Origin of the sequence: Actinoallomurus sp. CA-150999, from assembly GCF_050942425.1 — a bacterium.
GTDB lineage: Bacteria > Actinomycetota > Actinomycetes > Streptosporangiales > Streptosporangiaceae > Actinoallomurus.
This window is the reverse complement of sequence record NZ_CP192063.1, coordinates 305,462-318,297: the sequence shown is the minus strand read 5'-3', so window position 1 is coordinate 318,297 and position 12,836 is coordinate 305,462. Positions and strand designations below refer to the sequence as shown.

14 protein-coding genes are annotated in these 12,836 nt (G+C 69.5%); 5 read left to right on the top strand and 9 right to left on the bottom strand.

The features are described 5' to 3' along the window. Positions 1-37: 37 nt before the first annotated feature. Together ACQP2O_RS01660 and ACQP2O_RS01655 are read right to left on the bottom strand one after the other, a co-directional pair. Complete coding sequence (locus ACQP2O_RS01660) at positions 38-1,264, bottom strand: cytochrome P450 (protein ID WP_433179365.1); 1,227 nt, start codon at positions 1,262-1,264, stop codon at positions 38-40. Continuing rightward, positions 1,206-1,682, bottom strand: a complete 477-nt coding sequence (locus tag ACQP2O_RS01655) for a hypothetical protein (protein WP_433179363.1) — start codon at positions 1,680-1,682, stop codon at positions 1,206-1,208. Before ACQP2O_RS01655 ends, ACQP2O_RS01660 begins: the two co-directional genes overlap by 59 nt. Positions 1,683-1,741: 59 nt before the next feature. Between ACQP2O_RS01655 and ACQP2O_RS01650 the strand changes: the two genes are divergently transcribed. Beyond that, positions 1,742-2,350: a TetR/AcrR family transcriptional regulator gene (locus ACQP2O_RS01650; RefSeq protein ID WP_433179362.1), complete on the top strand. Its 609-nt coding sequence runs from the start codon at positions 1,742-1,744 to the stop codon at positions 2,348-2,350. Between the two features lie 249 nt (positions 2,351-2,599). Here the strand turns inward: ACQP2O_RS01650 and ACQP2O_RS01645 are convergent, their stop codons facing one another. After that, positions 2,600-3,292 carry a choice-of-anchor P family protein gene (locus ACQP2O_RS01645; protein WP_433179361.1) on the bottom strand — a complete coding sequence of 231 codons (693 nt, stop codon included), beginning with the start codon at positions 3,290-3,292 and terminating at the stop codon, positions 2,600-2,602. Positions 3,293-3,616: 324 nt separating this feature from the next. On the opposite strand from ACQP2O_RS01645, the gene ACQP2O_RS01640 reads away from it, so the two are divergent. Beyond that, positions 3,617-4,066, top strand: coding sequence for a group II truncated hemoglobin (locus tag ACQP2O_RS01640; protein WP_433179360.1), 450 nt, complete (start codon positions 3,617-3,619; stop codon positions 4,064-4,066). A gap of 12 nt (positions 4,067-4,078) precedes the next feature. Here the strand turns inward: ACQP2O_RS01640 and ACQP2O_RS01635 are convergent, their stop codons facing one another. Then, the gene (locus ACQP2O_RS01635) at positions 4,079-4,588 is read right to left on the bottom strand and encodes an FBP domain-containing protein (RefSeq protein WP_433179359.1); all 510 of its coding nucleotides are present in this window, start codon (positions 4,586-4,588) and stop codon (positions 4,079-4,081) included. A 40-nt stretch (positions 4,589-4,628) separates the two neighbouring features. Next, positions 4,629-5,402, bottom strand: a complete 774-nt coding sequence (locus ACQP2O_RS01630; protein WP_433179357.1) for a glycosyltransferase family 2 protein — start codon at positions 5,400-5,402, stop codon at positions 4,629-4,631. A gap of 398 nt (positions 5,403-5,800) precedes the next feature. On the opposite strand from ACQP2O_RS01630, the gene ACQP2O_RS01625 reads away from it, so the two are divergent. Then, a complete protein-coding gene (locus ACQP2O_RS01625; RefSeq protein ID WP_433179356.1) occupies positions 5,801-6,838 on the top strand; it encodes a hypothetical protein in 1,038 nt (345 codons plus the stop codon). A gap of 14 nt (positions 6,839-6,852) precedes the next feature. Here ACQP2O_RS01625 and ACQP2O_RS01620 read toward each other — a convergent pair whose 3' ends face one another. Next, entirely contained in the window at positions 6,853-7,413 is a 561-nt protein-coding gene (locus ACQP2O_RS01620; RefSeq protein WP_433179355.1) for a flavoprotein, read from the bottom strand. Then, on the bottom strand, positions 7,410-8,708 hold the full coding sequence (locus ACQP2O_RS01615; protein WP_433179354.1) for an XRE family transcriptional regulator: 1,299 nt from the start codon (positions 8,706-8,708) through the stop codon (positions 7,410-7,412). The genes ACQP2O_RS01620 and ACQP2O_RS01615 overlap by 4 nt, the downstream gene beginning before the upstream one ends. A gap of 183 nt (positions 8,709-8,891) precedes the next feature. On the opposite strand from ACQP2O_RS01615, the gene ACQP2O_RS01610 reads away from it, so the two are divergent. Both ACQP2O_RS01610 and ACQP2O_RS01605 read left to right on the top strand, forming a co-directional pair. Continuing rightward, positions 8,892-9,479 carry an RNA polymerase sigma factor gene (locus ACQP2O_RS01610; RefSeq protein ID WP_433179353.1) on the top strand — a complete coding sequence of 196 codons (588 nt, stop codon included), beginning with the start codon at positions 8,892-8,894 and terminating at the stop codon, positions 9,477-9,479. Positions 9,480-9,481: 2 nt separating this feature from the next. Next, positions 9,482-10,489, top strand: coding sequence for a CU044_5270 family protein (locus ACQP2O_RS01605; protein ID WP_433179351.1), 1,008 nt, complete (start codon positions 9,482-9,484; stop codon positions 10,487-10,489). 111 nt (positions 10,490-10,600) lie between these two features. Here ACQP2O_RS01605 and ACQP2O_RS01600 read toward each other — a convergent pair whose 3' ends face one another. Together ACQP2O_RS01600 and ACQP2O_RS01595 are read right to left on the bottom strand one after the other, a co-directional pair. Then, complete coding sequence (locus tag ACQP2O_RS01600) at positions 10,601-11,110, bottom strand: hypothetical protein (protein WP_433179350.1); 510 nt, start codon at positions 11,108-11,110, stop codon at positions 10,601-10,603. A gap of 145 nt (positions 11,111-11,255) precedes the next feature. Then, the gene (locus tag ACQP2O_RS01595) at positions 11,256-12,770 is read right to left on the bottom strand and encodes a serine hydrolase domain-containing protein (protein WP_433179349.1); all 1,515 of its coding nucleotides are present in this window, start codon (positions 12,768-12,770) and stop codon (positions 11,256-11,258) included. Between the last annotated feature and the right edge of the window lie 66 nt (positions 12,771-12,836).

The following is a 12,836-nucleotide window of genomic DNA, read 5'->3' as shown; positions in this document are numbered from 1 at the left end:
CAGACTAGCGAACCTTTGAAATAATTCAAAGGTATGCTCATCGGCCGCTGGACACTGGAAGGTGGGCCGGGCCGCGGAGGTTCATGCGGCCGTTCCACGAGACGTCGCCGTCGAGTGTCAGGTCGGGGAAGCGGGCCGCCAGGCGCTCGAACGCGACGCACGCCTCCATCCGGGCCAGCGACGCCCCGAGGCAGTGGTGCGGGCCCGCGCCGAAGGACACGTGCTGATGCGCGTTCTCCCGGTCGAGGCGCAGCTCGGCGGCGTCCGGCCCCCAGAACCGCTCGTCCCGGTTGGCGGCGGCGAGGCTCGCCATCACGAAGGCGCCGGCGGGGATCTCGATATCCCGTACGGTGATGGGCTCCAGGGTGATCCGCCTGCTCGCCTGAACCGGGCTGTCGTAGCGCAGCAGTTCCTCGACGGCGTTCGGCACCAGGCCGGGGTCCTGGGCCAGCGCGGCGAGGCGGCCGGGGTGGCGAAGGAGCGCGAGCGTCCCGCCCGCGATGAGGTTCACGGTGGTCTCGTGGCCGGCGATGTACAGCAGCAGCGTCTGGGCGACCAACTCGTCGTCGTCCAGCACGGTGCCCTCGTCCTCGGCGTGGATGAGGGCGGTGAGCAGGTCGTCCGCGGGATTGGCGCGCTTCCAGGCGATCATCTCGGCGGCGATGCCGTTCAGTTCCTCTTCCGCGGCGACGACGGACGCGATGAGGTCGGGGTCGACGACGGGTTCGAGTGACCGTACGACCAGGCCCGTCAGCTCCCGGATGCGCTCGTGGTCGGAGGACGGCGTGCCGAGCATCTCGGCGATCACGGCGAACGGCAGCGGGTACGCCAGGGCCTCGACGAGGTCCCCCCGCCCGGCCCGCTCCATCTCGGCCAGCATGCCGTCGACCAGGTCGGTCACGCGTGGCCGCAGCGCGCGTACGGCCCGGGGCGTGAACGCCTTCGACACCAGCCTGCGCAGCCGGGTGTGGTCCGGCGGATCCCGGTCGAGCATGGACTTCGCGTTCGAGCGCGGCGAGCGGTCGCCGTACGTCTCCGCCCGCATCTGCCGCAGCGGGCCGTCGGCGACGTTGTCGTCCTCGACCGACAGACCCGCCCGCAGCAGCCATGCGACGTCCTCGTACCGCGTGAGCAGCCAGAACCCGAACGGATGCTCGTGCACCGGCGCGGCCTCCCGCATCGCGGCGTACTGCGGGTAGGGGTCGTCAGTGAAGCCAGGCGCGAACGGGTCGAAGAGCGGCGCAGAAGGCGGACTTTCGGGCATGGCTGATCCCCTTCACCTCTTGGTTCGGACGGTACGACGTCAGGTCGGCGGGATCCACGCCGGTCGCGCTGAGCACGGCATGCCGGAAGCGGGCCGTTCCCTCGGCGAGCGCGGGGTGATCGGTGTACTCCTCCAGCAGCCGCCGGAACGCCGGGTACGCCTCGGCGACCGCGGCGAGTGCGTCGGCGACCGCGCCCTTCGGGTCGCCGGACGCCTGCTCGATGACCTCGTCCAACTGGGTGTAGGCCGCGGTGAGGTAGCGCCGCTGGACATCACGCAGAAAGCGGTCGAGATCCCCGTACTCGGCCACCACCTCGTGCTGCCGGTCCGCGAGCGCTCGCGGGCCCTTCTTCTCGAACGCGGCGGCGAGGTCGTGCACCAGCCGATACCTCCGCCGAGCCCGCTCCCATTCGGTCATGGCACACTCACCTACTCATCGTCGGTCACATACACAGAGTATGTAGTTAGACTTAGAGTATGTCCGGTGTCAAGAGCCGCCGCGAGCAGTACTCCGAAGCCACGAAGGCGGCGCTCCTCGAACACGCGACCGCGCTCTTCGCCGAGCAGGGCTGCGCCGGAACCTCCCTGGAGCAGGTCGCCGCGGCCAGCCAGGTCACCCGCGGCGCGGTGTACCACCACTTCGCCAGCAAGCAGGCCCTCTTCGAGGCCGTGCTGGAGGCACAGGAGAAGCGCGCCATGGAGGAGGTCGCCGCCGCCGCCGCGGGCGCGACCGATCCGTGGGAGGCCGCGCTCCGCGGTCTCGACGCCTTCCTCGACAAGTGCTGCGACCCGATGTACGGGCGGCTGGTCTGGCAGGAAGGGCCGACCGTGCTCGGCTGGCACCGCTGGCGAGAGTGCGAGCAGAAATACGCCTACGGCGTGGTCGAGCACTTCATCCGCTCTCTCATCGAGTCCGGCTACTGGCGGGAGACGGAGAGCATGGACACCACGGTCAGGTTCGCGTTCTGGATGCTGGGTGGGGCCGGCATGGCGCTCACCGAGACGCCCGAGGCCGACAGGCAACGGGTTCGCGATGAGTGGTCCCAGCTGATTCGCCGCAGTATCAGTGGCCTGCGCAGCCAGTGATCGTCAGTTCGGCGCCGACTCCAACGTGCGGCGAATGTCCCACTCATGGTGGTACGCGTCGTGCGCGTTGGTGGCCGCCACATCCGGCGTACGCTGCTCGCCGCGCCCGGGATGCCCCAGGACGAACGGTAAGGCGTCGGGAGTGGGAGTACCAGGCGTTCCGGTCCGTACGGGACCGCGACGGCGCGACGTAGGACGCGGGAGGGGACCCGCGCGCTGGTCCCCTCCCGAGGTCGGACCGTCCGCAGCTCAGCCGGTGACGGGCAGGTTGCCGGGGACGGGGGTGGGTTTGGGCGCCTGGCCCGGAGGCCTGGTCGGGTCGGTCGGCCCCGGGATCGGCTTGCCGGTGGCCTGACCGGGGGGCGGGGAGGGCGGCCGGCTGGAGGTGCCGGCGCCGCAGGTGGCGGAGGAGATGCTGATGGTCTGGGCGTCGGTGAGGCGGACCTCGATGGCGGTGACGGTGAGGCTGCCGTCGGGGTTGCGGACCTGCTTGTTGAGCGTGACTCCGACGGTGCCCAGTCCTTGGACGGGGATGTTCAGGGCGCTGTTGGGTGCGGCGTAGGCGGCGAGCCGGTGGTTGCCGATGCGTGCGTCGGCCAGGGTGGAGGTGCCGGTGCCGCCCTTGCAGGTGGCGGTGACGAGGTGGGCGGTGAGGGCGGCCTTGGCGATGCTCAGGTCGACCACGCTGGCGCGGGCGGAGGCGGGCTTGGCGGTGACGTGCAGGACCTTGACGTCGATGAGGGGGTTGGCCGGCAGGCTCACCAGGCTCTTGTCGGCGGTGGCGGTGACCGCGGGGGTCTGGGGGATGTTGACCAGACCGGTGGCGGCCAGGCCATAGGCCGAGCCCGTCCCGGTCGCGGCGGAGGCAGTGTTGCTCAGGGCCAGCGGCGTGGCCAGCGCACCGGCGATGGCCGCCGAGGCGGCTAGACGCGTCAAGCGCAAGGTGTCCACTCCTTCGGGGAAGACGTCCGCGCGGTGAGCGCGGATCGGACGCGGCCGCCCTCCTCATGGCGCGGTTGTCGGCGGGCGGCCGAGAAAGAGGAAGACACCGTTGAGCACGGCCGGGACCGTACGTCGTTCCGGTGGGTGCCTTCCGCCCTTCCAATACGCGCGACCCCCGTCTCGGGTTGCACGCTCGGACGCACCGCTACGAGGTATTCGACCTTCCTTGCAACCCATGGCGAGGCGAACGTGGATCTGCCACATTGATGGCCTCGCCCACCACTCGAAGTGAGAGCTTCTCCTCAGCGGCCTGGAGGTTTTGGCATGCCGAGCCTTTATGAACACGCCGGCGGAGACGAGCCCCTCCATCGACTCGAAGAGATCTTCTACGCGAAGGTCCTCGCCGACCCTTCGCTGCGATCCCTGTTCCCGGAGCGCAGGCCCCATCACGTCGAGCGTCTGACCTGGTTCACGGCCGAGTCCTTCGGCGGACCCGACCGTTTCACCGAAGAGCTGGGCTTCGAGTACATCATCCGGGTGCACCGCCACCTCGGCATCGCAGAGGAGCAGCGCCGGCGTTTCGTGACGCTGTACATGGAGGCGCTCGACGAGGCCGACCTGCCCGATGACGAGGACTTCCGTACGGCGGTACGTGAGCACATCGAGTTCGGCTCGCAGGTCGCCGTACAGAATTCGCGGGCCGAGACCGACGGCGACCTGCACCCCATCCGCCAGGTCCCCCGCTGGACATGGCCGGGGGACGACGACGCATAGTCCGCTATGAGGTCACGTCGTCTTCTCGCGTACGACCTCGTCCAGGAAGGCGTCCAGGTTGGTGCGCATCCGGTCGACCTGCTCCTCGATGCTGAGCGACTCGGTGAACCGGGTGACCAGCGCCGACTTCTTCTTGCCCCGTACGTAGAGGGGGCAGGCCAGGTCGCCGCAGATGTACGTGCCGACCGTGTTGCCGTCACGCCCGGCGGCACCCGCCCGGCGCGCGGCGAAGAGAGAGACCCCCGACCCGGCATGTGACGTCAGGCAGAGGGAACAGACCGTCGTCTTCACGAGGCTCCTGCGGTTCTCGGATGCGACGCGCAGCGTGACCCCGATCAGCCCGTCGCCTCGTTCGGCGATCAGATAGCCGCGGTCCGGCGCTCCCTGGTCCCGCCAGCCGAGGAAGTCCAGGTCGTCCCATGGCAGATCGGCCAGACCCCGAGGCAGGTGAAGCTTGCGCGCCTCGCCCTTGGAGCAGTTGACGAAGGAGCCTCGTATGTCGCTCTCACTGATCGGTCTCATGAGGCGTAACCTAACGAGCGGAACGCCGAATGTCGCATGATTAATCGGCATACCGCCTGGTAGACGGCTGGTCAGGCCCGTGCAGCGCGGCGAGGGCCGCCGCGCGCTGCTCGAGGATCCGGACGCGGGCGGTCCACTCCGCCCCGTCGACGTGGGCCGCCTGGCCGGTGGCCTGTCCGTCCCACTTCCGGTACAGCATGCTGGGCTCGGCGCTGAAGTAGCCGTCGCCCACCGCGTCGGCGGCGAGCAGCAGACCGGTGTCCTCCGAGGCGGGCAATGCCATCCACCCGCCGAGCGCGAAGAGGAGCTCGCGGCGTACGCACAGCGTCGCGGGGACCACCGGCAGCCGATGGCCGTTCTCCTGCCACAGCCGCAGGAGCGTTCCACGTGCGAGCCGGCCGACCGGCGGCCCCCCGCCGACTCCCAGGCGTGAGCCGTCGGGAAGCAGATCGAGCGCACGGGACGTCGCCCACGCGAGGTCCGGATGCCGTTCCAGGACGTCGATGTCGCGAGCGAGCGCACCGGGCGTCAACAGGTCGTCCGCGTCGAGCACCTTGACCAGCTCCCCGCGAGCGCGGGACAGCGCGAGCGTCCGCGCGACTCCCGCCCCTCCGCGCCGGCCGTGCCCCGGGCTCACCCGCGGATCCTCGGGGAGCAGCGCGGCCACGTCACCGGTCTCGCCGTCCTCCTGGACCACCCACTGCCACGCCCAACCCGGCGGGAGCTCCTGTACGAGGATCGACTCGTACGCGGCGTGCAGGAACTCCGGAACCGGCTCGTACGCGGCCGTAATGATCGAGATGACGCGCGTCATCACCCTCCCGCCGTTCGACAGTCTGCGCCGAAGATCCTCCCGGATTTCGGCGGAATGCGAGCAGCCCGGTCCGACGGTCACACGGATCGTGACCCGCCCAGCCGGAGAACGCGTGCCGCCTGTACGTCCGCCGGAGACCGTCAGAGTCCAGGAGGGACAGCTCTCCTCAGCCATGGCGGCCCTGCTCGGCCCGCCACCTGCACCAGCCTTATGGACCCCACAGTTCGCATCTTTTTGAAGTGGGTTGTGTCGGCGTTGACGAGCCGCGTAGCTTTCCGAGGAATTGACGCCTGACAGGAACCACAATCGCGCGACCTCCGCGAAAGGGATGCCCGGTGTCGCTCCACCTAAGTGTTGATCACGACTCACTGCGAGACGCGGGCGTACACCTGGACGACGTGGCCGCCAGGCTCGAGTCGCTGCGAAGATTGATCGATGAGCAGAGCTACATTCCGCATCTCGCTTTTGGCGCGGTCGGCGAAGGCGCTCGACACAATTATGCGATCTCTCGCGAAGATGAGCTCGCCAACCTGACGATCGGTATCAAGACTGCACAAACTTACGCCGAGAACCTCCACAAGTCCGCAAAGCGCTACCTGAGCGCCGAGGACGCCAACGTCAATGCCGTGCTCTATGACATAGGTTGGATTCCTGATTCCCGCGGAGTCTTTAGAGCAGCACAGGCGCCACCGTCCTCCCCCGCGACGCCCCCGATATCGGCGACCGGCTCTCCGGCGGACCTGGCAGCAGTGCCGGCCGCTGCGGCACTGGTCGGCTCCGGTGCGATGTTCATCGCCGAGCTCGGCGCGGCGACCGCGGCGAACCTGAAGGCATGCGCCGGGATGTCGGCTCTGACGATCGGAACGGCGATCGCCTGGGGCACCGTGGTCTGGTCGGACGACGGCTCCGTCGACCGAGCCCTTCAGACCTGGGACCAGGTGGCCAAGGAAGCACGTGCGCTCTTCGGCTCTGACGTGGCCGGGCTCCGTAGGGCACTCCAGACGACCTGGCAGGGCACCGCGGCGGCCTCCGCGGACAGCAGGATCCTGGAGTTCATCATCGCGGGAATGGCGCTGGCCGACCGCGCCGAACGCCGGGTCGCGACACTGCGTGAGATGATCGGCCAACTCGTCTGGATCCATCGGATCGCATTCGTGATCTCCATGCTCATCCTGCTGGCGACCGTCACCGCGATCTGGTCGGCCGGTGGGTCGATCCTCGCCGCGGCGGCGGTGTACGCCCCGTGGTTGGCCTGGGCGGTCGCCGCCATCGAGGGATTGTTCCTATCGTGGGGCATGATCGCCATGTGGGGAGATTCGCAGGACGGCTTCGCCCTGAGGGGCGCTGACAGCGGCTCCGCCGCCGAGGCGGTGGCAGTGGTGGCCCCGTCCAAGGCCCGCCGAAACCAGAAATCGCCCCCTCCCTTCAGTTTCTGAGTGCGTTCTGTCGGTCAGACGATTGCGCGGGTTGTCATCTCCTCTGCCAGGAGCAGGGCCGACAGCCACGGGAACCGATCAATGCGCTCACCGCCCGTACCGGGAGGATGCGGCTCGAACTCCCCCGGCCCGAACAGCACGCGCACCCCCTCGGCCCGCAGCTCGTCGACGCTGCGGCGGAAGGCCCGGCGCCCCGCCAGCGCACTGTTCACGAAGGGCAGCATGACGACGGGAATCCCGAGCCCCGGTGCCTCGGCGAGGATCCCGAGCGCGTAGGTGTCACTGATCCCGACTGCCGTCTTGTTGATGGTGTTGTACGTCGCGGGCGCGACGATGACGGCGTCCGATCTCGGCGAACGGGGCTGTCCCGGCTTCCGGTACGCGCTGCGGACCGGCCGCCCCGTCCGCGCCTCGAGGTCGGCGACGTCGATGAAGTCCAGCGCCGCCGGAGTGGCGATGACCTGGACGTCCCATCCCCGCTCCTGAGCCGGTCCGACCAGCCGCCCGACCTCACCGGCCGGCCCGGCGCCGCAGACGACGATGGACAGTACGCGAGCGCGACGTTCCTCGGTCACAACCGGACCCCGATCTGCGTGGCGAACTCGGTGACGCGCCGCTTCGCGCTCGGCGGCGACGTGGCGTGGAGGTCACGAGGGAGCCGGTGCACGGCCGGACGCGCCGAGACCTCTTCGGGCGCGAGCCGCTCGGCCGCCCGCAGGACCTCGTACGCCTTCTCATGCTTGCCCCATTGCAGGAGGGAACGGGACGTGTCGATCAGCAGGACCGCCTTGCGTTCGGTGATCGGCACACAGCCGAGATCGACGTGCCGCGCCTGCGCGATCGCCTGACCCGCATCACCGAGCGATCCGGAGATGTTGACCCGATGGAGCCGCACATTGGTCGGTCCGAAAGCGGTCCACCGATAGTTGTGATCTCCGCCGAGGCGTCGGGCGGCGCCCTCCGCTTCATCCAGCATGGTCGCGGCGGTGGCACGGTCATTCCGGCGTCCGGCCGCCACCGCACCGCAGAGGAGCAGCGCTCCGTACACCGACAGCGAGTCGGGCGTGTGCGCCCCGACGTCACGATCGAGGCGGGCGGCGAAGTCGGCCGCCGCCGTGCTCGCCGCACCGAAGTGGCCGCCCTTCATCAGCACGCGAGTGAGATTGCGCGCGCTCGCCGCCACCGCGACCGGATCCTCGCTGCGGCGGGCGGCCCGCATGCTGCGGTCGGCCGCAAGCCAGGCAAGCCCTTCGCTGTCGAGCTTGAGAAGAACACTGGCCGCGACGTAGTTCGCCTCGGCGGCCAAGGCGTCCGCCTGGTGGCGATCGTCGCCGGTCAGCACGTCGCACGCCGTCTGAACAGCGGCAAGAAGGCCGGGAAGTGTCTCGATGACGGTTGAGTAGCGGCAGGACTGATGCGCGCGTTTGACCGAGGTGACCGATGCGCGAAGAGTGCTCAGATCCGTACGAGCGTGCTCGGGAAGGGTCCCCGCAACGTCCGCCGTACCGGTGAGAGCCGCGGCGAAGGCGTCGACACCGGTGAGTGGCACGTCCCCGCACGGGAGGTCGGCGAGCATGGCCTCGAGGAGACCCGCCGCCGCGAGACGGTGGAACGTACGCCTCTGCACGGACTCGCCATCCCCATCGGTCGCGTACGGATTCCTCCCAAGTGAACCCAAAAGTTCCGGATCAGCCAACCACCCGGAGGATCCCGGTTGCGGCGGTGCGCGGAAGGACCGTGGGGCGAGGCCGAGGGTCATCCGCGGGTCGTCCGGCATGTCCAGGCCGTCGGCGATGCGCTCGAACACCTCCAGGGCGAGCACCTGCCGACCGCCCTGCTTCATGTACTCGCTGACCTTGCCCTGGGTCATGCCGCACGCGGCCGCGAGCTGCCTCCAGTGCGTTCCCTGGCCCTGGCCACCGGGTTGACGCGCATGGCCCTTCCCCAGGCCATGCCGCCACGGTCATCGTGTGAACCGAATCGGCGGGTGCGGGAAACAGGGGGTGACGACACTGCCCCGAGGAAGGCGTGAGATGTCCCAAGGAATTTCGACGTGACGGCAGCCCATCCGGTCCGTGAGGAGTGCGACGATGCGCAGCTGATCGTCGAGTCTCACCAGGATCCGGAGATATTCGCGACGCTGTTCGACCGTTACGCCGACGACATTCATCGCTATGCGGCGCGCAGAGTCGGCACCGAGCACGCCGACGACATCGTCGCTGAGACGTTTCTCGTTGCGTTCCGCCGTCGTGCGTCCTATGACACGACGCGCCCTATGGCCCGTCCGTGGCTGTACGGGATCGCCACCAATCTCCTCGCCCGGCACCGGCGCGAGGAAGAACGGCTGTATCGGGCGCTGCAGCGGACCGGTGTCGACCCGCTGCCCGAATCGATGGACAACGCCGTCGTGGCGCGCGTCGCCGCTCAGTCACATCAGCGGGCCCTCGCGGCCGCGCTCGCCGGCCTGAAACCGCGCGACCGCGACACGCTGCTGCTGCTCGCGTGGGGCGGCCTGACATACGAAGAGGTCGCGGAGGCCTTGGACGTGCCGACGGGCACGGTGCGCTCCCGTATCCACCGGGCGCGCAAGAAGACCCGCGAGGCGCTCGCCACCACCACGGACCTGATCGAGGGGGACTGACGATGGACGACCTGAAACTGCTCGCCGAGCTTCGCAGCGATACCCCGCGGATGACGACCGAGACCGCTCGCCGCGCCCGCGCACGGCTGCTCGCCGCTACGACCGAGACGGAGCAGCGGACCGTCCCGACCCATGCCCGGCGTGCCATTGTCGGGCGCCGCCGACTGCTCCGCATCGCCGTTGCCGGGGGGCTCGTGGCGGCGGCCGCCGCCACCGGCATCACCGTCGTCGGGAACACGGGAAAGGGCGCCGACCACAGGCGCCCGGAACCCCCCGTCGTGTTCCAGGGAACACCGGTCGCCAACACCGTCGACCTGGCCAACCGCGCCGCACAGGCGGCCCTCGCGAGGCCGTTCACCGCCCCCACGCCCCTGCAGTGGATCTATATCCAGACGCGCAGCGCACCTCTGGCCGACTCCAGCGAGCCGAACGGCCCGGTCGCCCCCCGCCGGCGGCACACCACGGCAGAGTGGATCCGGGCCGACGGGAAGAAACAGGCGAACATGGACGCGAGCGGGAACATGACGATCGACGACCTCCTCCCCGCCGAGCCCCGGTCCGACTACCCCTATCTCAGTAGCCTGCCCACCGACCCGGACCGGCTCCTCGCCACACTGCGCGCATCGGCCGACGAACCCTTGGGGTCCCGCGACCTGGCGGTGTTCAGCAACATCGGCGTGTTCATGCGCAACGGCCTCATCCCGCCGAAGGTGCAGGCCGCGCTCTTCCAGGTGCTGTCGCGCCTGCAGGGTGTCCAGCTGGTCCATCAGGCCACCGACGCCGCCGGCCGTTCGGGAGTCGCGTTCGCGATCATCGAGGAGGGCTACCTGCGCGACGAACTCATCCTCGACGCGCGCACCTACAGCTACCTCGGCGAACGGTCGGTCGTGATCAAGAACCACGTCTCCCGCGGCGACGACGGCACCCTGCGCAGCCGCAAGGGTGACATCGTGCAGTGGTCCGCACAGACGCGGATCGGCGTCGTCGACAAGGCAGGCCAACGACCCTGACCGATCTCACGGGCGGGCGCCGCGATCACCACATCGCGGCGCCCGCAGCAGCGCGCCGGCGGCGTCTCGGCGTCGCTCGAGCCGGCGAACGAATCCCGCTGTTCCTCGCGGTCACTCATGAGGTGGGGGGCCGCTGACCGGCGGTAGGGGACCGCGTCGTAGAGGAGCGTCCGCCACACCCAACTCCCTTCTGGCCGCTTCCATGAACGCGTGCCGAATGTCCCCCTTGGACGCCGCCCCTTCCGTACGAGAGTCGCCGCGAACGAGACGGTGCAGGGCGAGGGTGTAATCGTGGGCGGCCTGGGCGACTTCGGCCGAGCACACGAGTTCGCAGGACTTCTTGGCCAGCCACAGCCCATGGAGCCGATCCATGACCTCGTCGTCTTCAGGATGACGCCCGGCGAAGTCCTGGCCGTCGAGGAGCAGTTCGACGCTCTGAGCGGCGGACAGGAAACCCAGGATCGCCTCCTTCCGCTCGCCTCGCTCGGCGGCCAACTGCTCCCGCCGTTGACGACGTACGTCGACCCGTGTGGTGAGGTACTGGCCGACCAGAGTGCCACCCGATCCGAGGGCCACACCCACCAGTGGCAACAGCGTCGCAGACCATGTCACGACCGTCATGTTCCGACAATGAGTACAGCCGCGCCACTCGGGCAAGGATTCGCCTCATCGGCCGGGGAGGGACCAGGCGAACCCGGTCAGGGAGGTGGCCGCGCAAACGCGGCTGGCCCCTCCCCTCGGCTCGCCGTCGACCGTACGGGTGTGATCAGGCGACCGGGCGGACCAGGCGGGCGTTGACCGATTCGATCGGCACGAGCCGATTGGTCAGGGCGACGCCTACCTGCCCGAGGTCCGGCCGGGTGATCAAAGACGCTGCGGCACCCGGCCCGCTCCCGGGATGACCTGCGACGTCCTTGGACTGGTTCAGCAGCCAGCCCAGCCCCATCCGCGCTCCCGCCTCGTGGGGTACGGCATGCGGCCTCAGTGCTTCTCGTACCAGCTCATGGGGGATCAGCGAGGACCACCCGTGGCCGAACCGGACGAGGTCCGCGGCGGTCGTCCACAGACCGCCCGCCGCCGGGACGGTGCACAGCCTTGTCGGTTCCGGCCGCATCGAGCCGTCCTCGGACAGGCGGTGACCGGTGACCACCTCGACGTCCGGCCGGCTCGCGGGAAACCACGAACGGCTCATTCCGAGCGGTTCGAGCACCGTACGGGCGGCCGCCTCCGGGTACGGAAGCCCCGTGACGTCGGCGATCAGCTGTCCGAGGACGGCGTATCCGCCGTTGCCCGGCGCGAAGCCGCCGCGCGTACCGGAGCACGACACGACCGGCCCGAGAAGCGACCCCGAATCCGGCACGTTGCCGGCGAACATCTCTTCGGGACCGTCCACGCCTCCGGTGTGCGAGAGCAGCTCCCGTACGGTCACGGCCTCGTCGGCGAGCCGGATCGTACGCAGATGCGCGTCGGCCGGATCGTCGAGGCGGATCCGGCCGTCGGCGACGAGACGCAGTACGACGGTGGACGTGATGAGCTTGGTGATCCCGTACGCCGGAAAGCGGTGGTCGGGCCGGAGCATCTCCGTACGCTCCAGGTCGGCCCACCCGCGCGCGAGCGTCCAGGTCACGGGACGGTCCTGACCCGGCACTCGCGACGCGCCCGCCAAGGCGAGACCAACGAGACCGAGCTCGGCGAACGACTCCTCGGCGACCTCGACCGCTGTGGGAGGGACCGCGCCGGATGTGCGGGTCGTCGGTGTTGCGACGCGCGAGTCGGTGACCCGCTCGCCCACGGGGTACATCCGCAGCCCGGTGATCCGGTGCGGAGGATCGGCCTCGACCATCGCCTCGATCCGCAGGTCGGCGACCTGCGCGCGAAGCTGAAGCGCGGTCTCGCGAGTGACGACGAGTTCCGCGCCCAACCGCTCGGCCACCCGGCTGAGCGTGCCGACCATCGTTCGCGGCGGCACCAGACGCAGGTAGGAGTCACCGAAGTGCTCCCGCAGTTCGGCTTCGGCCGGGGCCGTCCAGTCCGGGGCACCGGCGCCCCGGAACCTGGAGATCACCCAACCGACCTGCCGGAACGCGTGACGGTCCCGGTCGCGCGCGGCGACGATGAACTCCTTGAGCACGGTCCAGCTCGGCAGCCCGTGCTCCCGGGCGATGGCCAGGTGGGCCTCATGAAGTGTCGCGAATTCCCCGGCCGCAAGACGGCGCTTGGCCTCTTGCTTGAGGTACCGCAGGTTCGGCCGGTCGGGAAGTCGGCGTGCATGGTCGGACAAGGCAGTCCTTCCTTCACGCCCGCGGGTCCGCGACGTCGGGCTGGAAAGACGTGCCGTCGATCTCCT

What these genes read in the sequence shown, in the direction of transcription:
- ACQP2O_RS01655 (WP_433179363.1), bottom strand. Translation starts at nt 1,682, where the DNA reads ATGACCGAATGGGAGCGGGCTCGGCGGAGGTATCGGCTGGTGCACGAC.
- ACQP2O_RS01600 (WP_433179350.1), bottom strand. Translation starts at nt 11,110, where the DNA reads ATGACGGTCGTGACATGGTCTGCGACGCTGTTGCCACTGGTGGGTGTG.
- ACQP2O_RS01640 (WP_433179360.1), top strand. Translation starts at nt 3,617, where the DNA reads ATGCCGAGCCTTTATGAACACGCCGGCGGAGACGAGCCCCTCCATCGA.
- ACQP2O_RS01615 (WP_433179354.1), bottom strand. Translation starts at nt 8,708, where the DNA reads ATGACCCAGGGCAAGGTCAGCGAGTACATGAAGCAGGGCGGTCGGCAG.
- ACQP2O_RS01660 (WP_433179365.1), bottom strand. Translation starts at nt 1,264, where the DNA reads ATGCCCGAAAGTCCGCCTTCTGCGCCGCTCTTCGACCCGTTCGCGCCT.
- ACQP2O_RS01605 (WP_433179351.1), top strand. Translation starts at nt 9,482, where the DNA reads ATGGACGACCTGAAACTGCTCGCCGAGCTTCGCAGCGATACCCCGCGG.
- ACQP2O_RS01650 (WP_433179362.1), top strand. Translation starts at nt 1,742, where the DNA reads ATGTCCGGTGTCAAGAGCCGCCGCGAGCAGTACTCCGAAGCCACGAAG.
- ACQP2O_RS01630 (WP_433179357.1), bottom strand. Translation starts at nt 5,402, where the DNA reads ATGACGCGCGTCATCTCGATCATTACGGCCGCGTACGAGCCGGTTCCG.
- ACQP2O_RS01635 (WP_433179359.1), bottom strand. Translation starts at nt 4,588, where the DNA reads ATGAGACCGATCAGTGAGAGCGACATACGAGGCTCCTTCGTCAACTGC.